Annotated in this window: 20 protein-coding genes, 3 pseudogenes and 1 riboswitch; of the genes and pseudogenes, 8 read left to right on the plus strand and 15 right to left on the minus strand. The window is 45.7% G+C overall.

The genetic code is table 11. From position 1 onward, the window contains the following. Positions 1–60 precede the first annotated feature (60 nt). Complete coding sequence (locus ACIFQN_RS03170; RefSeq protein ID WP_429831576.1) at positions 61–912, plus strand: YitT family protein; 852 nt, start codon at positions 61–63, stop codon at positions 910–912. 67 nt (positions 913–979) lie between these two features. On the opposite strand, the gene ACIFQN_RS03175 is transcribed toward ACIFQN_RS03170, so the two are convergent. The 7 genes from ACIFQN_RS03175 to ACIFQN_RS03205 form a co-directional block, all read right to left on the minus strand. Then, entirely contained in the window at positions 980–1,606 is a 627-nt protein-coding gene (locus ACIFQN_RS03175) for a YcnI family protein (RefSeq protein ID WP_429831577.1), read from the minus strand. A gap of 13 nt (positions 1,607–1,619) precedes the next feature. After that, on the minus strand, positions 1,620–2,897 hold the full coding sequence (locus ACIFQN_RS03180; protein WP_429831578.1) for a copper resistance CopC/CopD family protein: 1,278 nt from the start codon (positions 2,895–2,897) through the stop codon (positions 1,620–1,622). 153 nt (positions 2,898–3,050) lie between these two features. Next, entirely contained in the window at positions 3,051–4,103 is a 1,053-nt protein-coding gene (locus tag ACIFQN_RS03185) for an ABC transporter substrate-binding protein (RefSeq protein ID WP_429831579.1), read from the minus strand. 61 nt (positions 4,104–4,164) lie between these two features. Beyond that, complete coding sequence (locus tag ACIFQN_RS03190; protein ID WP_429831580.1) at positions 4,165–4,962, minus strand: ABC transporter permease; 798 nt, start codon at positions 4,960–4,962, stop codon at positions 4,165–4,167. Further along, complete coding sequence (locus ACIFQN_RS03195) at positions 4,959–5,762, minus strand: ABC transporter permease (RefSeq protein WP_429831704.1); 804 nt, start codon at positions 5,760–5,762, stop codon at positions 4,959–4,961. The genes ACIFQN_RS03190 and ACIFQN_RS03195 overlap by 4 nt, the downstream gene beginning before the upstream one ends. A 44-nt stretch (positions 5,763–5,806) precedes the next feature. Next, positions 5,807–6,793, minus strand: coding sequence for an ABC transporter ATP-binding protein (locus ACIFQN_RS03200; RefSeq protein ID WP_429831581.1), 987 nt, complete (start codon positions 6,791–6,793; stop codon positions 5,807–5,809). Positions 6,794–6,943: 150 nt separating this feature from the next. Continuing rightward, the gene (locus ACIFQN_RS03205; protein ID WP_429831582.1) at positions 6,944–7,891 is read right to left on the minus strand and encodes a DMT family transporter; all 948 of its coding nucleotides are present in this window, start codon (positions 7,889–7,891) and stop codon (positions 6,944–6,946) included. Positions 7,892–8,030: 139 nt separating this feature from the next. Between ACIFQN_RS03205 and ACIFQN_RS03210 the strand changes: the two genes are divergently transcribed. Further along, positions 8,031–9,380, plus strand: a complete 1,350-nt coding sequence (locus ACIFQN_RS03210; protein ID WP_429831583.1) for a PLP-dependent aminotransferase family protein — start codon at positions 8,031–8,033, stop codon at positions 9,378–9,380. Between the two features lie 57 nt (positions 9,381–9,437). On the opposite strand, the gene ACIFQN_RS03215 is transcribed toward ACIFQN_RS03210, so the two are convergent. Together ACIFQN_RS03215 and ACIFQN_RS03220 are read right to left on the minus strand one after the other, a co-directional pair. Next, a complete protein-coding gene (locus tag ACIFQN_RS03215) occupies positions 9,438–10,097 on the minus strand; it encodes a YczE/YyaS/YitT family protein (RefSeq protein WP_429831584.1) in 660 nt (219 codons plus the stop codon). Between the two features lie 572 nt (positions 10,098–10,669). Beyond that, positions 10,670–12,811, minus strand: a complete 2,142-nt coding sequence (locus tag ACIFQN_RS03220; protein WP_429831585.1) for an AAA family ATPase — start codon at positions 12,809–12,811, stop codon at positions 10,670–10,672. Positions 12,812–13,069: 258 nt separating this feature from the next. Between ACIFQN_RS03220 and ACIFQN_RS03225 the strand changes: the two genes are divergently transcribed. After that, complete coding sequence (locus tag ACIFQN_RS03225; protein WP_429831586.1) at positions 13,070–13,615, plus strand: PadR family transcriptional regulator; 546 nt, start codon at positions 13,070–13,072, stop codon at positions 13,613–13,615. A 75-nt stretch (positions 13,616–13,690) separates the two neighbouring features. On the opposite strand, the gene rbsK is transcribed toward ACIFQN_RS03225, so the two are convergent. After that, on the minus strand, positions 13,691–14,593 hold the full coding sequence (gene rbsK, locus ACIFQN_RS03230) for a ribokinase (RefSeq protein WP_429831587.1): 903 nt from the start codon (positions 14,591–14,593) through the stop codon (positions 13,691–13,693). Positions 14,594–14,967: 374 nt separating this feature from the next. Between rbsK and ACIFQN_RS03235 the strand changes: the two genes are divergently transcribed. Beyond that, positions 14,968–15,822: an alpha/beta fold hydrolase gene (locus ACIFQN_RS03235; RefSeq protein ID WP_429831705.1), complete on the plus strand. Its 855-nt coding sequence runs from the start codon at positions 14,968–14,970 to the stop codon at positions 15,820–15,822. Between the two features lie 126 nt (positions 15,823–15,948). On the opposite strand, the pseudogene ACIFQN_RS03240 reads toward ACIFQN_RS03235, so the two are convergent. Beyond that, positions 15,949–17,116: pseudogene (locus tag ACIFQN_RS03240) on the minus strand (MFS transporter). A gap of 355 nt (positions 17,117–17,471) precedes the next feature. Between ACIFQN_RS03240 and ACIFQN_RS03245 the strand changes: the two are divergent. After that, positions 17,472–17,760 (plus strand): annotated as a pseudogene (locus ACIFQN_RS03245) (TetR-like C-terminal domain-containing protein); the annotation flags it as partial. A gap of 245 nt (positions 17,761–18,005) precedes the next feature. Here the strand turns inward: ACIFQN_RS03245 and ACIFQN_RS03250 are convergent. Beyond that, a complete protein-coding gene (locus ACIFQN_RS03250; RefSeq protein ID WP_429831588.1) occupies positions 18,006–18,404 on the minus strand; it encodes a cupin domain-containing protein in 399 nt (132 codons plus the stop codon). A gap of 83 nt (positions 18,405–18,487) precedes the next feature. Further along, positions 18,488–18,601, minus strand: a pseudogene (locus tag ACIFQN_RS03255) (aldo/keto reductase); the annotation flags it as partial. 217 nt (positions 18,602–18,818) lie between these two features. Between ACIFQN_RS03255 and ACIFQN_RS03260 the strand changes: the two are divergent. After that, positions 18,819–19,364 carry a TetR/AcrR family transcriptional regulator gene (locus tag ACIFQN_RS03260; RefSeq protein WP_429831589.1) on the plus strand — a complete coding sequence of 182 codons (546 nt, stop codon included), beginning with the start codon at positions 18,819–18,821 and terminating at the stop codon, positions 19,362–19,364. Positions 19,365–19,764: 400 nt separating this feature from the next. Here the strand turns inward: ACIFQN_RS03260 and ACIFQN_RS03265 are convergent, their stop codons facing one another. Beyond that, the gene (locus tag ACIFQN_RS03265) at positions 19,765–20,091 is read right to left on the minus strand and encodes a hypothetical protein (RefSeq protein ID WP_429831590.1); all 327 of its coding nucleotides are present in this window, start codon (positions 20,089–20,091) and stop codon (positions 19,765–19,767) included. Between the two features lie 409 nt (positions 20,092–20,500). Next, positions 20,501–20,594: riboswitch (cyclic di-GMP riboswitch) on the plus strand. Between the two features lie 130 nt (positions 20,595–20,724). Between ACIFQN_RS03265 and ACIFQN_RS03270 the strand changes: the two genes are divergently transcribed. Together ACIFQN_RS03270 and ribD are read left to right on the plus strand one after the other, a co-directional pair. Continuing rightward, a complete protein-coding gene (locus ACIFQN_RS03270; RefSeq protein ID WP_429831591.1) occupies positions 20,725–21,474 on the plus strand; it encodes a GTP cyclohydrolase II in 750 nt (249 codons plus the stop codon). After that, positions 21,474–22,643: a bifunctional diaminohydroxyphosphoribosylaminopyrimidine deaminase/5-amino-6-(5-phosphoribosylamino)uracil reductase RibD gene (gene ribD / locus ACIFQN_RS03275; RefSeq protein ID WP_429831706.1), complete on the plus strand. Its 1,170-nt coding sequence runs from the start codon at positions 21,474–21,476 to the stop codon at positions 22,641–22,643. The genes ACIFQN_RS03270 and ribD overlap by 1 nt, the downstream gene beginning before the upstream one ends. A 285-nt stretch (positions 22,644–22,928) precedes the next feature. On the opposite strand, the gene ACIFQN_RS03280 is transcribed toward ribD, so the two are convergent. Then, a complete protein-coding gene (locus tag ACIFQN_RS03280; protein ID WP_429831592.1) occupies positions 22,929–23,174 on the minus strand; it encodes an isochorismatase family protein in 246 nt (81 codons plus the stop codon). Positions 23,175–23,795 lie beyond the last annotated feature (621 nt).

The following is a 23,795-nucleotide window of genomic DNA, read 5'->3' on the forward strand; positions in this document are numbered from 1 at the left end:
TCTCAATTTTTTTGATCGGAATCGCTAGAAATACTAATAGAAATGGTGGTTGAGGTAAAGATGATTTTATCAGATAGCAACAACAGATTTCTTGAAATTATGGCACTGATCATCGGTTCTTTCCTGTTTGCCCTTGGTATTAATCTGTTTGTCATTCCCCAGCATTTTGGCGAAGGCGGCGTTACAGGCGTTACCATTATTTTGTTTTACCTTTTCCAATGGGAGCCCTGGTTGACTAGTTTGGTGATCAATGCCTTCCTCGTCATAATCGGGTACCGTTTTCTAGGAAAAATAACGACCATCTATACGGTCATTGTCGTTGCCTTCCTGTCTATTTTTTTGCACGTCACGAAAACGTGGGACATTGCCTCTCATGAACCAACCGTGAATGCCATCTTTGGTGGAGTCATCATCGGGCTTGGGATTGGCTTGATTGTCCGGGTCGGAGGGACCTCCGCAGGAACGGGTATTCTCGCCAAGATTGCGAATAAGTATTTGAGTTGGAACATTAGTTATGCTTTGTTGTTTTTTGATTTGATTGTAGTGTTTGCCTCTCTTTTCATCATCGGGTTCGAAAAAATGATGCTAACCATCCTCATGTTATTCGTGGCTACCAAGGTGATGGACTTTGTTGTAGAGGGGCTGAATCCGAAAAAGGCAATCACCATCGTCTCTCTGAAACAGGACGAACTAGCCGAGCAGATCAGTATTGAGCTCAATCGCGGGGTAACCGTCCTTACCGGCTACGGCTACTATACGAAAGAGCCGAAAGAAATTCTTTATACCGTCATTACGAAACAGGAAGTGCCAGCACTCAAGAAAATCATCCGCAAAACCGACAAGGACGCCTTTGTGACCATTCACGATGCCAGAGACGTGTTCGGTGAAGGGTTTGTAGATATTTCCAAATAGAAGTGACTGTATAAAAAAGCCGTGTAGATTCCATCTCTACACGGCTTTGTCATTGTTCTTATTATTATTACGCTTTCTTTCTGAACAGGCCCACGAGAGCGATTAGCAGTGCCAAGCCCGAGAGCACCAACGGCACGGTATTGCTGCTGCCCGCAGCACTAGCGGAATCTTGGGCAGGAGCAGCAGCTGGTGTGGTTGCCTCGCCATGACCATGTCCGGCTTCACCTGCACCTGCTTTAATCGTAGTGACGGATGCTGGTGTTTTTGAGTCTTTGTCACCTGTCCATTCCACTACTTCACCATCTGCATACGTCTGATACGCTTTCCAGGCGAGACTGCCCTCTTCTTTTGGATTGGCGCCTACGAAAGCAAATTCCATAAATTCATGGGCCTTGATTCCACCATCTGTCGCTGTCCAAACCAATGCTGTGTTGCGTCCGTCTTTATCTTTTTCGAATTCATAGCTCCAGCCCGGGATTGGTTGAACCGTGCTTACCTTCACTCCTGCTGGGAATTCCAGCTTCACCTTTGTTGTGTTTACATCCTTTTCGACAGGGACGCGAACCGTATATTTTTCATAAGCACCTGTCGTTGTCTCTTTTGGATATACGTTAACGTGCGCTCCGGCAGCTGTTGTCAGTGTTAAAACAGCTCCTGCCACCAGTAGACTGCTCATCCATTTTGCCATTTTCATCGTAAAAACCCTCCTAGTTTGATTCTGCTTGAATCGTCTCTTGTGTACTTGTGTTGTCCGTCGGGTAGCTGGTCTGACTCATCCAGAGCCCAGCCAAAACTGCCAGGATGCCGAGGATGATTTCCCAGCGTAACAGACCCGCGTGCAAGGAATCTTTCGAACGCCAACGCTTTGTTTGCAGGTACGCGACAGCCAGCATCGCACACACGCTGATTACTTTCCCGTACAACAGATAGCTCCACGTAAGCGAGCTTTGCAAAATGCTTGTCATGTCAGTCTGCACAAACAACATCAGGACACCTGTCACGACGGCCAGCCCGGCAGCCAGCGCAACCGTCCGTAAAAAGAATGCTTTAAACCCTTGATTCCCCTGCTCTGCCCGTTTTCTGGCGAGCAGCATGTAGACGAGCGCTCCCAACCACAGGGAAACGGTCAGCACGTGCAGCAGCCGCAAGAGAATCGACAGCCAGAGGGGCGTAATTCCCCAGGCGTGGCCACCAAAAGCTTGGGCACAAACCAACAGCACCCAGATCCCCACATACCAGCCAGCCATCATGTTCGGAATCGCAAGCAAAAGCAATAGCGCGAACGAGACTAGTAGCATGATCGCAAATGGCGACTGAACGAGCAGATTTCCGTCCAATTGCCACAAGGCCTTTGTTAAGGAAACAGCCGCAAGCGATTCATCGTATAAAAACCAGAGAAAGATGAGTCCGACCACCGCCAGTGCCCAACCGATCTGTCTGCCAATCCCGATAAGCTGTGCCACAGTAGGCAATCCATATCGCTGTGCTCTCCACGCAACCAGATAAAGTCCGCCACCGAGCAAAAGAATTCCTTGGGCTAAATACCGATAAACGATCAAATAGCTGGTGTCCGCTTTTTTCTCGGAAGGCTGGACTACGACAGCGCTTTTTTGTCCGATTGAAAAAGACAAACGCTCCTCGACGGGATGTCCGTCCTCCGACACCACTGACACAATCGCTGTGTACGTTCCTTCTGCCAAATCAGGCAAACTAGCATTCACCTGAGATGCATCCCCAGGCTGCAGGGCAGGAGGTTCCAATTGAATTTCGTTCCCTTCCCAGTCGTACAATCGAATGGAGACCAGATCCGGCTCCAACGTTTCCGTAAATCGCAAAGACATTTGTCCTGGATTTGTCTTCAGTACCTCGCCGTCCTTTGGCGTGCTGCTCATTAATCCTGCATGGGCCGAGGCTGTAGTCATCCCCGATGAAAGCACCAGGAAAAAGGCTAGCCAGAGCAAGGTCAGGTATCGTTTCAAGCGCAAACCATCTCACCTACTTCCATCGCCTTTTCGCTTTTTATCCTATCAAAATTGTGTCCGAAGCCATATGGCTCAATTGGGCTATTGTTGTGACGTTTTCTTGAAGGACTGCAAAAAAACCGAGACTGATTTATCCCAGCCTCGGTTCGTCTTGTTTTATCTGCCACTCTTCATTTCTGTCCAGTAACGATCGTATTCTTGCAAGCTGTCTCCAACGTCTACCAACCACTCGGCGCGAGCGATATCGGCTTTATCGAGGAAGATCATTTTGTTCGAACGGTATTCTTCACTGTGCAGCGGATACGCCTTCTCGTTCGGGTTGCTGTAACCGATCGACTCGTAGTTTTTCACGCTGACTTCTGGATCCATCAAATAGTTAATAAACTTCTCTGCCAGATCTTTGTGCTTGGCGCCTTTTGGAACGGCGAGTGTATCCGCCCAAATCGTGGCGCCTTCTTTTGGAATGATGTATTCCACATCAGGATTTTGCGCTTGGATAAACGCGGCATCACCCGACCATACTGTTCCAATCCATGCTTCTTCTGCAATCATTTTTTGCTTGATGTTGTCTGTATCAAAAGCAACTACGCCAGGTACGAGCTTTTTCAGGTCAGCAAACGATTTTTCCAGTTCACCTTTATCGGTTGAGCTGTTGGAGAAGCCATTCTTGATCAGGGACATCCCCATGACTTCACGCGGGTCATTCAGCATGATGACACGACCTTTGTACGCGTCGTTCCATAGATCGTTCCAGCTCGTTGGCTGCTGCTTGACATACTTTTTGTTGTACGCAATCCCGGTAATTCCCCATGTGTAAACAACCGAGTGCTTGTTGTCAGGATCAAAGGGCGGTGTTTGGAACGTGGACACGATGTTTTTCATGTTTGGTACATTGTCCTTGTTCAGCTCTTCCAGGAGTCCCAATTGGATCATAGTCGCTACCATGTAATCAGACGGCTGAATCAGGTCGTAGCCAGACGCACCAGCCTGGATTTTAGCCAGCATTTCTTCGTTGCTTCCATACACGTCGTAGTTAACCTTGACGTTGTACTTCTGCTCAAAATCTTTGATGACATCCGGGTCAAAGTTATCTGCCCAGCTGTAGATGTTTAATACTTGCGCTTCTTGTTCAGAGGATGAACAGCCAGCTACGGTAAATGCGAGTACGGCGGTCAGTGCGCCGATCATCAGGGACTTGAAACGTTTCATTTTTTCCTCTCAACCTCCAACTCAGTAAGTGTCTGTCTTTTGTGAAAAAGCATCGGGTTATCTAAAAATGGTATTGGCCATTTTTGGAATCTCTTCGGCGGAACAACTCGGCCACGATGACCAAAAGCACCGTACTTACAATCAACAACGTCGAGAGTGCGTTTACCTCGGGAGATACCCCACGCTTGACCAGACCGTAAATATAGAGCGGCAAAGTAGTCGAATTAGGACCAGCCACGAAAAACGAAATAATGAAATCATCCAGCGATAGCGTAAAAGACATCAGGAAGCCTGCTACAATGCCTGGCATAATGAGCGGCAAGGTGACATAGCGCAGCGTTTCCCATGGGGTCGCTCCTAAATCCTGCGATGCCTCTTCCAGCTCTTTGCCCATATCCGCTAGACGTCCGGAGATGATGACCATCACATACGGCATACTGAACGTGACATGCGCCATAATCAGGGTCGCTTTGCCCAGCTCCATATGAATCTGGCTGAACAACACCAAGAGGGCAAGTCCCATCATGATCTCTGGAATGACAATCGGCAAGTAAATCAGTCCATTGACTATATTTCGCCATTTCAGCGAGTAATGCTTGATCGCCAGAGATGCCGCAGTCCCGAGCACGGTTGCCAGCACGCTGCTGATGACTCCGATCGTCAAGCTATTTGCCAAAGCCTGCATGACCTGCCTGTTTTCAAACAAGGATACATACCATTTCCAGGTAAATCCAGTCCATACGGCATTGATTCGCGAGTCGTTAAACGAGTACAGAACCAGAATGGCAATCGGCAAATACAAAAAGACAAGCATCAGCCAGGAATAGCCAGATAATGTGTGTCGACGCCATGTTTTCATGCCGCACCCTCCTTTGTTTCGCTCGCTTTCGTTGCGCGGAAGTAAAGGAGAATAAGCAGCATGGACAACAGCATCAATACGATGGACAAAGCAGAGCCGAACGGCCAATCACGCGCTGATAAAAACTGGTTTTGAATGACGTTTCCGATCAGCGCGGACTTCGCTCCCCCCATGACGTCCGGAACGACGAACATCCCGATGGAAGAAACAAAGACGAGAATGGACCCCGTCACGACACCCGTTTTCGTCATCGGCAGGGTGACGTGCCAAAACGCCCGCCAAGGCGTCGCTCCCAAATCATTCGCAGCCTCCAGCTTGCGACGATCCATCTGCTCCAGCGATACGTAGATGGGCAGCACCATAAAAGGCACCAGCGTATACACCATCCCCAAAAGCACAGATCCGGAATTGTACAACAGCGGCAGGGGCTCCGTGATGATCCCCATGGATTGCAGGAGAGTGTTGACTACCCCTTGCGACCGCAAAATAATTACCCAGGCATACGAGCGGACCAAAAAGTTGATCCAAAATGGAATCATCACGAGCAAGAGCCAAATCTGTTGCTTGGACCGCTCCAGCCTGGAGATGTAATAAGCCAGCGGATAACCGCTCAAGATCGACAACAGGGTGGTCAGGATGGCTACCACAAGCGTGTCCCAAAATATTTGGCCGTACAACGGATCCAGGATGCGAATATAGTTGTTTAAGGTGAATTCATAGACAACTTGCCCGTATGTTCCTCTTTTTAAAAAGGACAGGGCTGCGATCAAGAGCATGGGCAAGACGAAGAGCGCACCCATCCACAAAAGGGCCGGAAGCGCGAGAAGTTTCACAGGTTTCTTGTTTAACAAGGAAGAATCACCTCGTCCGTCTGTGCCCAGCCAATGGCCACGTGCTCATCCACCTGCCAGTCGAGACCGTCACCCGCATATAGATGCGCCATGACCGTCATATCCTGCCCGTCTAAACGGATATACAGCTTCTGCAGATTCCCGAGGAACACCACATCCGTTATGCGTCCCGTCTTCTTATGCTTGTCCGTCTGTTGATCCTTCTGATACAGCTTGATCTTTTCCGGACGCACAGCCATATTCGCCCCGCCATCGCGGAAAATGTTGTTTTCACCGATAAAGGTAGCGACAAAAAGCGTCTGCGGAGTATTGTAAATCTCTGCGGGAGAAGCGATTTGCTCGATCCGTCCTTTATTCATCACCGCGATCCGGTCAGACATCGCCATTGCTTCTTCCTGATCGTGCGTTACGTAAATAAACGTAATCCCCAGGTTTTTTTGCAAATTTTTTAATTCCAGCTGCAAGCTTTTCCGCAACTGATAATCCAATGCTCCGAGCGGCTCGTCCAACAGCAAAACTCTCGGGTTGTTGATGATTGCACGAGCAATCGCTACCCGCTGCTGCTGACCCCCGGAAAGCTGCTTTGGCATACGACTACGCAGCTCTGTCAGTTGTACGTACTGCAGGACTTCTTCCAGCCGTTTCTTTTGTTCTGCTGCACTTACTTTTTTCATTTTCAAGCCAAACAAAATGTTTTGTTCCACTGTCATATGCGGAAACAAAGCGTATTGCTGAAACACCATGTTCATATCCCGCTGATAAGGTGGTACGTGGCTCAGCGGTTTTTCGTCTAGGTATATTTCCCCAGATGTCGAGTCTTCAAAGCCCGCAATCATCCGCAAAAGGGTCGTCTTGCCGCAACCGCTTGGTCCCAGCAACGTCAAAAACTCCCCTTCCTCAATAGAGAGAGAAAAAGGAGGGACGACAACCGTGTCAGCAAATCTTTTTTCAATTGTATTCAGATTAATAATTGTTTTCATTGCGTCATCTCACCAGTATGTCATTATACTCATAGTAATCTAGGTTACTATATCGTGTATGATGCATTTTGTAAACAGTTTCAAGCTCTCTCCTCTCATTTTTTGTCGTTTTTTGATGCTTATTCATCTACCCCCGCACCTGTTATATTTTCATGTCATCGATTGTGATTTTGTCCGTAGCTGTTGTTTGGACACGGAAGATTTTGCCCTCAGGAAATTAGTCCCGACCACACCGGCGATAATCATGACGGCCCCGATCAGGTGATAGTAAGCCAACTGCTCCTGAAGGAACAAAACACCTGCTGCCATGGTTACCAGGGTAGACAAATTGCCAAAGACGCTCAGCCGCGAAGCTTCCATTTTCGACAAGGCAAAATTCGTCAACAAGGAAGTCACCAAGGATGATAGCACCCCCAAAAACAAAATCGAGGCAATGAACTGTGTATGGGCAAAGGGAGCAAAATACGCGGATAAGCTGCCTTCTGCTGCGTGACGGTATACAGCCATCGCATTGAAGGATAGAAACCCTATGATGGTCACCATATACGTGACGTCTATATAATGGAAAGACTTCGTCATTTTTTTGGCCAAGACGCTATATCCTGCCAGCGAGAGTGCAGACAATAGAATGAGAATAGTGCCCATGCTGTTTCCCGTCCCCACACTCATACCCTTCATCGCAAAAATGTAGATGACACCCACGACAGACAAGAGCGTTGCCAGCTTTTGCAGCCACGTAGAAGATTCCTTCAAAAAACAAGTCGCCATCACCATCGTAAAAATCGGTACTGTCGCTTGGATAATGCCTGCTTCGGATGAAGACGTATAAACCAAGCCAAATGTTTGCAATGCAAAAAACAGCGCGGGATAAAGCAAGGCGAGCGGCAGCAAGCGAAGAATATCCCGGGCCCGGATCGACAGCCGTACCCATCCGAATAAAACGGGGATGGTTGGCGCGACAAACGACATCGTAAAACGGTGGGCCAATGTATCTGTCGGAGAAGCAATGACAAGGGCCATCTTGACGAAAATGAACGACAAACCGATGATCAATGCATTGAGTACAGCTGCTATCATCGCTTTTTGTTGATCCTTCATACGATCTCTCCTATCCAGTACGTTACGTATTGAAGACGGCCGTCATCCTTACCTTCATAGTAATGGCGCAACACTCATGCTACAATTCAAAAAAAGGCCATCTGTACCGGTACAAAAAGATCGTTGGGAGCGGGATCGTATGCATAAATATTTACATTTGCAAAATGAGTTGGAAGCGTTGATCGAGGGAATCTCGTACCAGGAAGGAGACAAGCTGCCTTCTATCCGCGATCTGGCAAAGCGCTATCAATGCAGTAAAAGTACCGTCATTCGAACGCTGGACGAGCTGGAAAAACGTCATCTCATTTATTCGGTTGCAAAAAGCGGTTATTACGTCGTGAAAAAACAAGGGACTGCACAAGAAAAAGGAGAGCGTACCATCGACTTTGCCACTTCTGCCCCTGATCCCGATGTTTTTCCATACTTGGATTTCCAGCATTGCATCAACAAAGCGATCGAAACGTACAAAAACGACTTGTTTATTTACGGAACGGCAAAAGGTTTGCCTTCGCTCATCCAGGTGATTGCAAAGCAGCTCGCGAACCACCAGGTGTTTACCAACCCGCGCAATATTTTCATCACCTCTGGCGTTCAGCAAGCCTTGGCGCTTTTATGCACCATCCCGTTTCCCAATCAAAAGGAAACGGTCCTGATCGAACAGCCAGGCTATCACCTGTTCATCGAATATTTGCAAGCACACAAGCTCCCTGTCAAAGGCATCAAGCGAACCGCGCAAGGCATTGATTTGCATGAGCTGGAGGACATTTTCCGCACGGGAGAAATCAAGTTTTTCTATACGATGCCACGCTTTCAAAGTCCGCTCGGGACCACCTATTCCCGTCAGGAAAAGCAGCGGATCGTAGAGCTGGCCGGGCAGTATGATGTTTATATCGTAGAGGATGACCACATGGCTGATCTGGAGCACGACAGCAAAGCAGACCCCATGTTTGCCTACGATCGCTTTGCTCGAACCATCTATTTGAAAAGCTATTCCAAGATTATTTTTCCTGGGCTGCGACTAGGTATCGCCGTCATCCCGGATGTACTGACAGAGTCTTTCAATCAACATAAGCGGCTCCAAGACATTGACAGCTCCATGCTCTCGCAGGCCGCTCTGGAAATCTATCTGAAAAGCGGCATGTTCGAACGCCACAAGCAAAAAATCCGCGAATCCTACCGGAAGAGATCTATGATCCTCCATGCTTCCCTGATCGAGCACATGGCAAAAACGGGTGAGCTTCTCTCTTATCAGCCGCCAAACTACCCGGGCATACACACCCATATCGTACTGGACAAAAGGGTCCCTGTGCCGCGGCTTATCAGCCAGCTAAAAAAGCGTTCGGTCCTGCTCGAGACAATTGACAAGCACTACCTCCCTGATTTCCCTCGCGAAAATATACTCAAGCTCAATGTGTCCAATGCCAAGGAAGAAGACATCAGAGAGGGTCTACAGGAGCTTGCAGATGTACTTTGCAAGATACGCAAGTGAGAGAGCAAAAAAGGCAAAAAAACCACCACGTCGAAATGCTGACGTGGTGGCTTTTGCTCAAAACTTATCAACAAGCTGTGCCTTTGGTGCTTTTCCATACGGTTTCGCCATCATTTTCTCCCACATTGGGATAAACTGCTTGATCAACGGTCCGATCGCCAGTGCCGTGACCAGTGTTCCTATTGAAACCGGCCCTCCGAGCAAAAAGCCCAGCAGCATAACCGTGCACTCAATCCCGATCCTGACTTTGCCGATGCCCCAGCCCATTCGTTCATGGAGAGCCAGCATAAAGCTGTCACGTGGGCCCGCCCCCAGTCGCGGCGAGATATACATCCCTGTACCGAATGTATAGATAAGTAGACCCGCAGCAAACAGGACACTTCGCTCTATGACTGTCTCGCCGGTAGGAATCCATTTCAGCCACATGAATAAGTCGATAAACAGCCCAAAGAAAAACATATTCAAAAACATACCCACGGTAGGCCTAATCCTGCCGATTACATAGGATGCGAGAATGATTATCAAACCCACGATTTGCGACCACATACCGATGGTCAGTCCAAACGTCTTTTGCAATCCGATATGCAGTGTATCCCACGGAGCAACACCTAAATTCGCCTCAATCATCGTTCCGATCCCAAAGGCCATAACGGCCAATCCCAGCATGAAAACGCTGTATCGAACCGTGATCGGTCGAAGCATGAACTTCCATCCCATGTTTCCTTTTCCCCCTCTTTGGGGTGGTCAACCCCTGTTTCGAATGCCCTTTATTAGGACACATAAGGGGGGGATTGGGCGAATGCGATCCGTTCTCCAAAATCAACGCCGAGCACCACGTGTTTATTCATCTGCTTCACCTTCTTTCCTGCCGTTTGAATCATTCCTCTTCTTTCATGACCTCCATTTAGAGGGGGGAATGGGGTCATGTTTTACCTCGTTTTTACCAATCGAAAGATATGTCAATTCCTTTGTCCCATATGACTGGCGACTTACTGAAAGTTGCTGCACAAATAAAATTGGAGTACCATCTTCGTGCTTTTAGAGCTTGATCTTTGCTCCCTATCATTTTCATACAAACGATCCGGCTTGTCTATTATTTAATTGAACTTCCCATTAGTTGGCTGCGTCCCGCGACTGCTCCGTCGAGCTACTCAACTATAATCTTCAATCAACAGTTAGAAAACCTGTCTGCGCAATGCCTTTTGGCGCAGCCGCGGTTGCCCTTATACTGGATAGGAATTTTATAAATTCCTATCTATAAAAAAAAGGACTCGCCCGAAGGCGAATCCTTATGCTTTCTTCACGCGGATGCTGTCTTCCTCGACATCGATCGCAATCGCGGTCACGTTTTCTTCATCAATCACCAGATCGGCGATGCCATCCTCCACATATTGCTGAATCACTCGGCGCAATGGTCGCGCCCCGAAGGATGGATGGTAGCCCAGCTCGACCAATTTTTCTTTGGCAGCAGCCGAGACGCTGATTTCCATGCCTTGCTCCTCAAGATTCACCATGACATCCTGCAGCAAGAGATCAACAATTTTAACCAAATCCTCTTTTTCCAAATGGGTAAAGGAGATGATCGAATCAAAGCGATTCAAAAATTCTGGTTTAAAGAAACCAGCCAAAGAGTCAAGAACAGTAGCAGGTTTAGGCGATTTAGCACCAAAGCCGACCTCAATTTTTCGTTCACTCACGCCGGCATTGCTTGTCGCGATAATAACGGTTTCCTTGAAGCTCACGGTACGTCCCTGACTGTCTGTCAAGCGCCCGTCCTCTAAAATTTGGAGGAACATGTGCTGCACATCAGGATGAGCTTTTTCAATCTCATCGAGCAAAATGATGCTGTGCGGATTGCGACGCACACGCTCGGTCAACTGACCTGCTTCTTCATGCCCTACATAGCCAGGAGGAGAACCGATCAGCTTGGAGACGGAATGCTTCTCCATGTATTCACTCATATCCAAGCGAATCATAGAATCGCGAGTCCCAAACAGCTCTTCTGCCAATGCCTTCGACAATTCGGTCTTCCCTACACCTGTTGGACCTGCGAACAGGAAAGAAGCGATCGGTCTATTTTTTGGCTTCAACCCTGCGCGGCTGCGGCGGATGGCCTTGGCTACCTGCATTACCGCCTCGGACTGACCAATTACCTTGGCTTCCAAGTGAGCTGTCAGGTTTTTCATTTTTTCCTGCTCATCACTTTGCAGCTTCCGAACCGGGATCCCTGTCTTCTGCTCAATCATTTCTTGAATGTCTGCTACCTCGACAAGGGAGCGCTGCTCTACCTTATCCATTTGATCCAGCTTTTCCATAATACCCGCTTCTTCATCACGCAGACGGGCTGCACGTTCATAATCTTCTTGCTGAGTTGCTTCGTTTTTCTCTTGAGTGATTTGCTTTAGACGCTGATGCAAGTCTGTCGTATCCATTGTAGAAGAACGCAGATTCAAACGAGAGCCTGCTTCGTCCATCAGATCAATCGCCTTGTCCGGCAGAAAACGATCCTGGATGTAACGATGGGAGTATTCCACGCAGGCACGAATCACGTCATCTGAATAAGAGACTTGGTGAAACGCTTCGTATTTCGGGCGCAGCCCCTGCAAAATCTCCATGGCTGCTTCGATGCCAGGCTCTTTTACCATGACCGGCTGGAGTCTGCGTTCCAAAGCAGCATCTTTTTCAATGACACGGTACTCTTTTAATGTAGTTGCCCCGATCAATTGAAGCTCGCCACGGGCCAAAGCCGGTTTTAAAATGTTACCGGCATCCATGGAGCCTTCTGCCGATCCAGCTCCAACCAACAGATGAATCTCATCGACGAATAGGATGACGTTTTTACGCTTGTGCAGCTCGGAGATCACTTGCTTTACTTTCTCTTCAAATTGACCGCGAATACCCGTACCTGCTACCAAGGAAGCCACATCGAGAATGTATACCTGTTTGTTTTTCAGCTTGGCAGGAACTTGACCTTCTGTAATTCGCAAGGCCAGCCCTTCGGCAATCGCTGTCTTCCCTACCCCCGGCTCACCAATCAAAACCGGATTGTTCTTGTTGCGGCGGTTCAGGATCTCAATCACGCGCTCGATTTCCTGCTCGCGTCCAATTACAGGATCAATCAGTCCTGCTCGCGCCGAGTCGTTTAGATTACGTCCTAGCTCATCCAGGATGCCACCACGTTCAGGTGCCTGATCTTGTGTTTGTGGCTGAAAGCCGGATTTGCCTTGATCCATCGTAGATTTCGCGAAGTCTTGTAGAAAATCGTCCAAGCCCGAGAAGGACGGGAAAGAACCGAAGCCCATGCCGATCCCCATTTTGCTCTGCAGCTTGGCGTTGCACTCCTTGCACAAATAGTATTTTTGCTGTTTGTTTTGCAGCTTTATATTTACAGAGACAGTTGCTTGTCGTTGTTTACAGATTTCACATTGCATCTGTTTTACCCCCTACATGCTCGTTATTTCTATACGTACTTTCCTGTACGCCTTTGCGAAAGGTTCAGATCCGTTTGACCATTTCTGACCTTCGTTGACTTTATTATAATCTGACCTTCTTTGACCTTCAAGAGGATTTCTTTGGAATCAGATTCTTTTGTTAGGAAAAGCTATAGGCTGGGATGTTCGCTATTGCCTCACCATACATCCCTTCCTATAATGAACAAGAGATAGATAAACGTCAGGGGGCTCTTCGATTTGAATACTCTCGCTTATGGACTCCTTGGGCTGGTAGCCCGAACACCCAGCTCCGGTTACGATTTGATGCTTCAACTACAGCCCTTTTGGCAAGCCAAGCACAGTCAGATTTATCCGCTTTTGGCGAAGCTGGAACAAGAAGGCTATCTGGAGTTCACTCGTGTTCATCAAACGGACCGACCGGATAAAAAGGTATACTCGATCACGGAAAAAGGACAGATTGCCCTGAAGCTCTGGCTCGGGCAACCAGCAGTCGAGCCGGTGGTACGAGATGAGCTCGTGTTAAAAGCGTACTGTTTGTGGCTAGCAGACGACAAAATGGCTAACTCGATATTTACCGAGCGCATGGAACACTGTCGCGAGCAGCTGCAAATGTTCGAGGATTACATTCGCGAGCTGGAAACGGAGCCAGAGGGAGTGCCTGATCACCCTGATCATCCTGCCTTCGGTGATTACATCCTGCTTTCTTGGGGTGCTCGCCGCATGAAAGACGACATCAATTGGTGCGAATGGGTAATGGAATTGCTAAAAAAGCGGAAGAAATAATTGATCACATACAAAACGAGCCCCGGAAGCGATCTCCAGGGCTCGTTTTTTCATGGCTTTTTTGGGATGGAGCATTTAAAAAGAATGTGCGTTTACTTCTTCTATAGTAGGAAGGGATGGCTGCGCTCCTTGCTTTGTTACGACCAATGCCGCTACCTTGCTGGCAAAAGTGGCTGCCTCCACTTCGTTCATCCCTTTTGTCATTCCGACAGTAAATGCAGCGGTATAGGAATCTCCAGCCGCTGTGGTATCCACCGGCTCCACGCGACACGCAGGAATGTGGACCTCTTGATCTGGCGTCACGAGAATGGCTCCCTTTTCTCCCATCGTCACGATCACACGCTTGGGACCTTTCTCCAGCAGCTTACGTGCTGCTGCCTTCACTTCCTCTATCGTCCGTACCGGCATCCCGGTCAAAATCTCAAGCTCGGTCTCATTCGGTGTGGCAGTATGAACAAAGCGCAGCAGATCACTCGCCAGCTCGCACGCTGGTGCCGGATTTAAAATGACCAGCTTGCCCATTTCAGAAGCGCGCTTTGCTACGTACCGAACAACATCGAGCGGGATTTCCAACTGGAGCAGGACGAAATCGCTTTGCTCCAGTAGAGCAAGATTTTGTTCAATGTGCTCCACACTGACAAGCTCATTAGCCCCCGGTACCAGGACGATGTTATTTTCACCATCATCACTGACATTAATAAAAGCCATCCCCGTTGTTCCTTGCCGTTTCACTCCCTCTACATGAACATTCGAATCCGTCATGCCAGCGAGTAAAGTCGTGCCATTTTCGTCGGTACCTACCATTCCAATCATAGATACGTGCGCACCCAACCGTGCCGCTGCAACCGCCTGATTGGCACCCTTTCCCCCGGGAATCAGTTGAAAGGAATGGCTGGAAATCGTTTCTCCCGCTTTGGGCAAGTGATGGACATGGGAGACGAGATCCATATTGATACTTCCGACCACTACTATTTTCATGCTTGTGCTACCTCCCTGTCTTTCCACTGTCTTTCTACTGAATCTTGTCTATGTAGAACCTGCTTCAGCAATTGCAGTTCGAGTTTTTGGCAAATATGGTATCGCTACATCCAATCGTTAATAATAACACCGTAAGTTGTGTCTTTCAATAAACCGTTCATCGTTTGTTGGCTCTATGGTATAATCAAAAGACGAGGGGAATCCCTCAATCAACCATTTACAGGAGAGGTTTGCCATGATTATCAAGTTCATTCGTTTGCGCTAATAAAAGGAACATTTCATTTTTACTCACTCATTTTTGAAACGAAACGTGTGGGTTTATTTGAATGTGCCTTTTTGCATGCCAACAAATCGAATGAAATGAGGAGATCATGATGAGAGAACAAATCCACAAAATAAATGGGATTGATATTTGCACGGAGTCTTTTGGGAATCCAGCTCACCCAGCGGTATTGCTAATTATGGGAGCGATGTGCTCGATGGTTTATTGGGATGATGAGTTTTGCCAGCGTTTGGCCGACACAGGCAGATTCGTGATTCGCTTTGATAACCGAGATGTAGGTCGCTCTGTAACGTATGAACCCGGGACTTCTCATTACACCGTAACCGATATGGCTGATGATGCTGTCGGTGTCCTCGATGCATACGGTATCGAGGTGGCCCACCTCGTTGGCATGTCATTAGGTGGGATGATTGCTCAGGTGGCAGCCATCAAGCATCCGCAAAGAGTGCTGACCATGACATTAATTGCTTCAGGTTTTTTTGGTTCCGATGACAACACGCGGAATTTGCCTTCGATGGATGAAAAGATTCTCGCCTATCATGCGAACGGAGGAGCACTGGATTGGTCTGATGACGAAGCTGTTGCGAACTACCTGGTAGCAGGCTCACGTTTGCTTTGCGGTTCCAAACATAGCTTTGATGAAAAGCGTGTTTATAAACAGGTCACAACTGAAATCAAGCGTGCAAACCATTTACTCAGCATGTTTAATCACGCCCTTTTAAAAGGCGAAGATTTCTACGAAGGCAAGGTAAAAGACATCGATGTACCGACGCTCGTCATTCATGGTACAGAAGATACCGTACTTCCTTATGCGCACGGTCTAGCACTTGCTGAAGAGATCCCTCAGGCATCGCTCATGACCCTTGAGGGGACGGGGCATGAAGTCCACAGCGACGATTGGGATCGGATCATTCAAGGTATTTTTACTCATACTTCTGTCTCGTAGAAAGCCTAGGTATTGCCTTAAAGATTGAGCAAGTAAACCAAGAAGGGTTACGTCATCGGCACGCCGATCGTAACCCTTCTTTTCTTGTGCTGCTTTTCAGGCGCGATTGTCATAGTGACAAATAAGTCACGAGTATCGTTTCAAAGGGTGATAGATGGATTTCCTTAGAAAAATGGATACACAACTTAATATCAAAAATAGAAATCCTCCAAATACAACGTAATGTATACCAATTCCTGATATAAATAATCCGCATACAGTGGCACCAATTGTTGTTCCTAAGTTTGCGGAGGTTAAAAATAATCCATTTGCAAACTCAGGAGCCTCTGGAGCTGCGGACGTAATCCAGTATTGGTTGATATTTGCTCCCATACCAGCCAAGATTCCCCAGAGTAAAATAATTAAGGACATTGGAACACTGATATGTCCCATCAAGAACAAGATGATGTAAACAGCTCCTAACGGAAAAGGAAAAGTCGATACAGATTTGAAAGCATTTTTAGTAAGCAGCTTCCCTGCGAGGATGTTTCCAATAATATTGGCCGCACCGTATATAAGTAACATGAAGCTAATGGTGTTCCAAGTCATCTTCGTAACGGTTTCAAGATACTCCGTAAGGTAACTATAAACGCCGAAAACGGCTCCATTCATAAAAATGACCCCGGCAACGGATAGCCAGGTAATTGATTTTTTTAGTACGCTTAATTGTGCACCGTAAGATAGTTTTTCACTAACAGGCATTGACGGTACAAAGAGGAGTGTGGTTATGAATACGACAGCATTCACAATAGCGAAGAATAACATTGCCATGCTTAAAGAGGTTTCAGTGGCAATTAAGCTAGTGACAGGCACACCAAGTACCATCCCTGCCGATACGCCAATAAATATTTTGGAAACCGCTTTGGGGGCTTCTTCCTTACTAACCGATGTGGCAGCTACCGTAAAAGCTAATGACACATAAATCGGGTGGAAAATGGCTGGGATCACGAGCGATTAATAATACGGTAAAGTTTGATGTGAATGCGGAGACAACGTTACCCAAAATGAAAACACCGAGTACAAGTAACATGGTCGTCTTACGATTCAGGCTTGAAAACAAAATAGGCATAGTTGGACCAGATATTGCAACAACAAGCGCAAAAAGACTTACGACTAACCCTGCGCTGGATATACTTACATGAAAGTGATCGGCAATTAACGGTAATATACCAATGACACCCATTTCAGTATTTAAAATGCCAAACACACCCGTCGTCAAAAGAAATACAAGCAAGTTATTTCCTTCAACTTTCATAATTTATCCCCTATCTTCTCTTCACTTCTCCACGTACGAACCGCAGACTACTGGTCAAACGGTACCAACAAACCACACGAACATCAAATCAATCATGCTTATTGTTACCAATCGACTCGTTTTCCATCTCTGAAGAATTCCCCGTTAGGTCCTTCAGGTCCAATCGTCGCTAACCCAAAGGATAGATTCAGCAGCTTGCTTAAGAGTTCTTGGAGCAGTTCAGCATTGTTTTTGCATGAGGGGAATTGCTGCTTGACGGATATTTTCTTGATGATTGACATCCATCAGCACAAATGAAACGTCCAATCATTCAAATCCTCCCTTTCTCGGCTATTTATCATGGATTGGGGAAAAGTTTGTACCTTATTTTGAATATTTTGCGGAAAATTATTTATTTTTTCGACCATGTTAGCAAGTAAAGGGACCCCATCATCTTTCAGATCTCGGCTTTTTGCTTCTTTTATTGAAGGATTCAAAGGTGAGATTGACAGAGAAAGCGGCAGGAATACTGAATTAAGTGAAGATGTTCTGCTGCAATATGCTGGGAACGCCTATGTAGGGGTAATTGAGTTGTGGATTCGAATGGGATACCGTATCAAGTTATGGCCAAACAAGTCGGGGTTTTGTTAGGGAGAAGTCTATAGCTCATGTATAACAAGAACGTCCCTGCCCGTGGGGCATTGACCCCGTCCGCTAAACTGTTTACCCCCTACTTGTAGAAACATGTTTGAGGCTGGTTGGGACGAGATCCCGTATAATAAAATGTGAACAACAGCAGTCCCCAAAAGATGAACAGACACCTGCCGAACCGATCCAGTAGTTCACCGACGAATGGGCGAAAAATAACGGCAGCCGTGATTGGGCTACCGTTTCTGTCTGTTATTTTCATTTACTTGAGATTGATATATTCTTCATCGGTTACGGGTTCTAACCAATCTGTTGGCCCTGGTGTAAGTGCTAAGTGTACAAACCAGCTATCTTTCGTTGCCCCATGCCAATGTTTCACATTAGGCGGAATGTTTACCACATCACCTGTTTTGAGTAATTGAGCCGGTTTTCCTTCTTCTTGATACCAACCCTCACCACCAGTAACTAACAACACTTGCCCGGCGTGATGAGAGTGCCAGTTATTGCGAGCACCTGGAGCAAAGGTTACATTCCCGATAGCTGTATTGAGTGGTGTTGGATCGGTAAACACCATTTGTAAGTATGCGTCACCGATAAAGTATTGTTCTACTTTTTGACCCAACGGGAAAATTGTGCTATTGCTTAAGTTTTCGTTCTTCATTTTTTTATCCCTACTTTCTTTTATTTTTATTATTTATTAACCAACTTGAGCTGTTGGACGAATGATCATCTCATTGATGCCTACATTCTTCCTGATGCAAGCGGACTAAATGAAATTACTCCAATGTTTTCCTCTTTACAAAGTGGCAGCATCTCCCTCTCATCTTCACGATATATGAGGTTGTAGTGATTTTCGACCATGTGACCATGAGTTGCATCCTCCTGATTTATAAGTGTCTAGCTCGGACATAATGTTTCCTGTATTTCTGAACAAAATGAACATTGATTGTTTAATCAACTCGCGTTTATAATTCTAAACGGATACAAAATGCTTGCAATAATCAGTTCCTCCCGATGTGTGGATTACTCAACAAACCATCAATAATTGCCGATTATCTAAGAGGGGACTTTAGAAATGACTAAAGTGGATAGAAGGGTACTCAAATCTCAAGCAGCAATCAAGAAAGCAATTCTTGAACTGATGGCTGAAAAAAACTTTGATGACATTACAAACCGGGATATTTCCGACAGGGCAAACGTTAATCGAGGAACAATCTATCTCCACTACATGGATAAATATGACTTGCTTGATAAGATTATCGAAGAACACATAAGCAATCTCCGTGAACTTTGCCATTCTGCATCTGATATGACTTTCAAAGAAGGAAATTATGTTTGGTTTGAATACTTTGCGGACAATCATTTGTTCTTTTCAACAATGCTAAACACGAAAAGTGCAGCTTATTTCCGTAGTCGATTCCTTGATTTAGTCGTTCAAGAGTACAAGGTTGAAGTAGATGTAACCGAAGGAAAAAATCAAGGCTTAAGTGAAGTTGTTATTCTTCAATTTTTTGGGGCAGCGGTCGTGGGGACAGTGGAATGGTGGTTCAGGAATGGAATGCCTGTACCACCTCGTGTCATTGCAGAACAAACAGGGATATTGTTAGATAGGAATTTTTAACGCCCATCCCCACTCATCCTTACAAAATGGAGCAATTGCTTTTCTTCCGACGTTGTTACAATTCTTCGATTTGAACAAAATCCTCATCCATGATTTCGTGATGAGGATTTTGCGTAATCTTGAAAGACAAGGATCAGTCAACACGTTAGAAATAAGTATTAGTCTGACCCTACAATCAAAACAGCAGTAGCCATTGAATACTCCACCGCTTACTTCCATCTTCAAATGTCATCGTCACTTCTACTCAATTCCATTCATCAGATGGTCCTTTCGGATCATCATTAAAACACCAATGCAATAATTTCATTGCTTCCTCTTATACTAACTATTGAAACCATTATCCTCACAGGTCATATGCTTACCACCAAGCTCAAATCGCCCAATCTTTAATTTGACCAAATTAGATTTTCTGGGGCAAATTTTCACCTTTTAACCATTCCCTTGATCCAAGCATATCAGGGACATATTTCTTTGTTAGAATGAGACCGCTCAGCGTATTTCTAATCGTTTCTACATCATCTTGATTACACAAAGATAAACCAGTGGATGATATTTCAATATGCTTACCGTAATGCTTTGTTAACCAGGTCAATAATAAGTTTTTCTCTTCGTCATTTAACATAGTAAACTCGGATACGATTATTTCAATGGATTCTCTCACAATACCTTCTCCTTTAAAAATATCATTCTCCATAGATTTACGTAAAGTTGATTGATACGGTTGCATAATACTGCCCTTTAGTTTAACAAAGGCTGCCGAATTATCACCGGCAGCCCATTTTTGTGTTTGTTCAGCTCTCGATACCCGATAGTTTAATGAGTATTAGTTATATCGCATCCATATTTCATATTTTCGATTTCTCGACAAATAATTTGTTGAAATTGTAGCAGCTCTCAAAAGCTAAAAAATCTCGAGAAAAGCCACTTTTAAGACGTTCAGTATATCTCCAATCGAGCGAAGCCATACATTCCAAAAGTTCTACATACTATATTTTGGTTGCAATTCACGAAATTGTATTTTATATTCATTTTAGTAATCATCTTGATACAAAAGCTATTCTTTCGATTGTTTCTGATTTGTTGTTGCTTTCCCACATTCGACAATGATCGCGGGATTAATTTTATGCAATGACATCGTACGATAATGGCAAACCCACTGAAAAGTGGCGACGCAAAGCTACAGGGGCTAAGGTGGATCGCGCGCATCCGCTATGCCAGCCAGTTACCGAATACGACGGAAGCCTCCGTCTATTCAGACCGGGGCTTTTTGTGTTTTTTAAAATGCGTTTTTTTACCTAATTTCAAGTAGGGAAACAAACCATCGATCGATAAAAATCTTAACAAACAAGGAGTTGTATTAATGAATACGGACCAGGTCAGTAAATTGCTAGCCAATAAATTTACCATTCTTAAACAGTCGGAATGTCCCAACATCGGTCTTGTTGGTCCCGTTCGGCTCCCTGTGCAATTGGAGGATAATGAAGCCGTATTTAAATGGTACACTTGGTTAAATACAGGCAATTCATTTATGGATAAGAATGATGTTCTTGAATCATTATCTCAGGCAGATCTCGCTTCCTATCAACAGTCTTCCGTGCTAGTATATGGTGATTTTGCCAATGAGGAGCATACCTTGATACGGATGCACAGCATTTGCCATACAGGAGACATTTTTGGAAGTAAAAGATGCGATTGCGGCTACCAACTGCGGCACTCCATGCGCATGATAGTTGAAAACGGTAGCGGAGCTCTCTTTTATTTGGCGAATCACGAGGGTCGTGGAATTGGGCTTTTCTCCAAATCGTTAGCTTATCTTTTGCAAGATGAGGGATGCGATACAGTAGAGGCCAATCTTAGTCTTGGCTTCGCAGATGACCAACGATCCTATGAAGAAGCCATACGTGTACTCCAAAGCTTGCGGCAAAAACCAGTCAGCCTTATTACGAACAATCCTAGAAAGCTACAGTCTTTGCGGGAAAAAGGACTTTTAACCGATCATCATATATCCATTTGGGGAGATGTATCCGAGCATAATAAACGGTATTTGGCAACGAAGATCGAAAAATCGGGTCATATTTACGACTCCTTGTTGGAGGCCGCTAAACTATGATGAAGAGTGTTAATCATATGAAATCAGACCAACATTTTATGAGGCTGGCATTGGACTTGGCAGGTACGGCCAGTGGGAAAACAAACCCGAATCCGGTCGTTGGCGCACTGATAGTCAATGACGGACAAGTAGTCGGTGCAGGTGTTCATAGGAAAGCAGGGGAACCTCATGCAGAGGTGCATGCATTCCAGATGGCTGAAGGATATACCGAAGGCGCAACGCTCTATGTGACACTAGAACCAAGCTCTCATTTCGGGAAAACTTCTCCTTGTATAGAATTAGTCATAAACTCGGGGGTCTCAAGAGTTGTCGTGGCCATGCAGGATCCGAATCCGAAGGTGGCCGGACGAAGCATTCAATTGTTGAGAGAGAATGGAATAGAAGTTGAAGTGGGTGTATTGGAGAAGGAAGCCGAAATACTCAATGAACGATTCGTGCACAATATGTCAAAACGACGGCCGTTTATCATTTCCCAGGTAGCAATGACGCTCGACGGGAAAATTGCCGCGTCAACGGGGCATTCAAAATGGGTTACGTGCGATGAAACACAGCTTGTAGTACATAAATTGAGAAACAAAGTCGATGCCATATTGGTAGGAATTAATACAGTTTTGGCTGATGATCCTCTCCTAACGACCAGACTGCCAGAAGAAAGTGGGAAGAATCCCATCCGGGTAATCTTAGACTCGAATTTGAGATTGCCCGAAGATGCCAATGTTGCCGATTGTTCGGTAGCGAAGACATGGGTAGTCACGAAGGTGGATTCTGATCCGGAAAGAGTACACATGCTGCAGCAAAAAGGAATTGAAGTTCTGTTCGTCCCTGTGAACCGTTTCGGGCTAGACCTCCATGCATTATCGGATATCTTATATCAGCGAGGTGTTACCGACCTGCTGGTAGAAGGAGGCAGCGAAGTAAATGGGTCATTCCTTCGAGCCAACCTTATTGACAAATGGATGATTTATATTGCTCCCAAAGTGTTAGGGGGACGGCAATCCTTCTCGCCGTACGGCGGTTCGGATTTAGAATTAATGGATGACGCGCTACGCGTTAAGATTCATTCTGTTCAACAAATCGGCGAAGATATTTGCATCACCGCTTATCCGAATTACAATTGTCTCATGTCCAATGACACAAGATTTGATAATAATAGCGCGCATATAATTTGAAGCAGATGTATATACGCTTCGATTTGTACTGTAACTTCTTTACGTTAATGTTCACGATAGCTCGATAAGCATGAAGAAACGGCAGTCGGATACTTAACTGCCGTTTTTCTCAACTACCGGGTAGTATGTTAAAGTGAAACAGGGCGAAAAATCTAGGATGGAATTAACTTCGCCTTTTTTTAAAAAAAGAGATTGAGCGTTTATGCTGCTAACAAATTTATCGTGCGAGATCCCTTCTTGCTTGTATTCTTTCTTCTTGCTCATGTCATCCTTCCGGTGCTTACTTTAAATTATGTCACGAAGGCTGCGAGTGTCCATTGCTTGAGCAAAGGTATCTTGTAATGATGCCATAAAAGTATCATGAACGGTTTTTGCAGGAATCACTGTATCATTCCATACTAAATCTTTGGTGGTACACGCTTCATTGAGTACTATTACTTCATAGCCCAATCGATGTGCAGTTCTCACAGTCGAATCAATACATATGTAGCTCATCATGCCACAAATGACTAACCGCGTTACAAATGGCAATCAAAAGGTGGTTCCTTCGCGGCGGAATTGCTGCGGAAGTTTATTTGGCAAATCTGGTAAGTTGGTACCTGATTTCTGTCTCTTCCTCAGCATGGACACCTAGGACTTGAAAATAAAGTCTTAGACTGGCCGCTGTTTTTAATGAACTAATGAACCCGTTTAGTTCATTATGGATTTTTTAGTTCAGTCACTTGAAATTTTGCTTTAAGGACCGGATGAACATCTTTCTTTATGTAATTCTATACAACGGGGGTAACTTACACAAATCACGAAGAGATCTCCTTAGCTAATTTAGTCAGACTAACTTATTTCCATCTTTAATGTTCATGGTGAAACGCATCCATTCCCAAACACAAAAAGCCTAACCAGCACCCCGGTCAAGCTTCCTGTGAAATCATCATTTCGCGCCCTCCCAATAACCAGATCGTGCTGCGGCAAACGTTACATCTTTCTCAGGATTTCACTTAGCGAAATCTGGTAGATTATCTTGTTATCCAGCAAGAGAAGATGTTCGCCTCTGCAATCCAGTGAGGTTGCTTTTATTTCGACTCCTCCGTCTGAAAAGATTACCTCTCGTATCCTCTTCAACGTTTTATTTGCTTTTCTTTCATATATCGTATA

Source organism: Brevibacillus sp. NRS-1366, assembly GCF_050467985.1.

Bases quoted from the DNA above. Each gene is read 5' to 3' on its own strand.
- ACIFQN_RS03265 (WP_429831590.1), bottom strand. From the start codon at position 20,091: ATGCAACCGTATCAATCAACTTTACGTAAATCTATGGAGAATGATATT.
- ACIFQN_RS03190 (WP_429831580.1), bottom strand. From the start codon at position 4,962: ATGAAAACATGGCGTCGACACACATTATCTGGCTATTCCTGGCTGATG.
- ACIFQN_RS03235 (WP_429831705.1), top strand. From the start codon at position 14,968: ATGAGAGAACAAATCCACAAAATAAATGGGATTGATATTTGCACGGAG.
- ACIFQN_RS03185 (WP_429831579.1), bottom strand. From the start codon at position 4,103: ATGAAACGTTTCAAGTCCCTGATGATCGGCGCACTGACCGCCGTACTC.
- ACIFQN_RS03175 (WP_429831577.1), bottom strand. From the start codon at position 1,606: ATGAAAATGGCAAAATGGATGAGCAGTCTACTGGTGGCAGGAGCTGTT.
- ACIFQN_RS03195 (WP_429831704.1), bottom strand. From the start codon at position 5,762: ATGGGTGCGCTCTTCGTCTTGCCCATGCTCTTGATCGCAGCCCTGTCC.
- ACIFQN_RS03250 (WP_429831588.1), bottom strand. From the start codon at position 18,404: ATGAAGAACGAAAACTTAAGCAATAGCACAATTTTCCCGTTGGGTCAA.
- ACIFQN_RS03210 (WP_429831583.1), top strand. From the start codon at position 8,031: ATGCATAAATATTTACATTTGCAAAATGAGTTGGAAGCGTTGATCGAG.
- ACIFQN_RS03205 (WP_429831582.1), bottom strand. From the start codon at position 7,891: ATGAAGGATCAACAAAAAGCGATGATAGCAGCTGTACTCAATGCATTG.
- ribD (WP_429831706.1), top strand. From the start codon at position 21,474: ATGAAGAGTGTTAATCATATGAAATCAGACCAACATTTTATGAGGCTG.
- ACIFQN_RS03200 (WP_429831581.1), bottom strand. From the start codon at position 6,793: ATGAAAACAATTATTAATCTGAATACAATTGAAAAAAGATTTGCTGAC.
- ACIFQN_RS03220 (WP_429831585.1), bottom strand. From the start codon at position 12,811: ATGCAATGTGAAATCTGTAAACAACGACAAGCAACTGTCTCTGTAAAT.
- rbsK (WP_429831587.1), bottom strand. From the start codon at position 14,593: ATGAAAATAGTAGTGGTCGGAAGTATCAATATGGATCTCGTCTCCCAT.
- ACIFQN_RS03270 (WP_429831591.1), top strand. From the start codon at position 20,725: ATGAATACGGACCAGGTCAGTAAATTGCTAGCCAATAAATTTACCATT.
- ACIFQN_RS03215 (WP_429831584.1), bottom strand. From the start codon at position 10,097: ATGGGATGGAAGTTCATGCTTCGACCGATCACGGTTCGATACAGCGTT.
- ACIFQN_RS03170 (WP_429831576.1), top strand. From the start codon at position 61: ATGATTTTATCAGATAGCAACAACAGATTTCTTGAAATTATGGCACTG.
- ACIFQN_RS03260 (WP_429831589.1), top strand. From the start codon at position 18,819: ATGACTAAAGTGGATAGAAGGGTACTCAAATCTCAAGCAGCAATCAAG.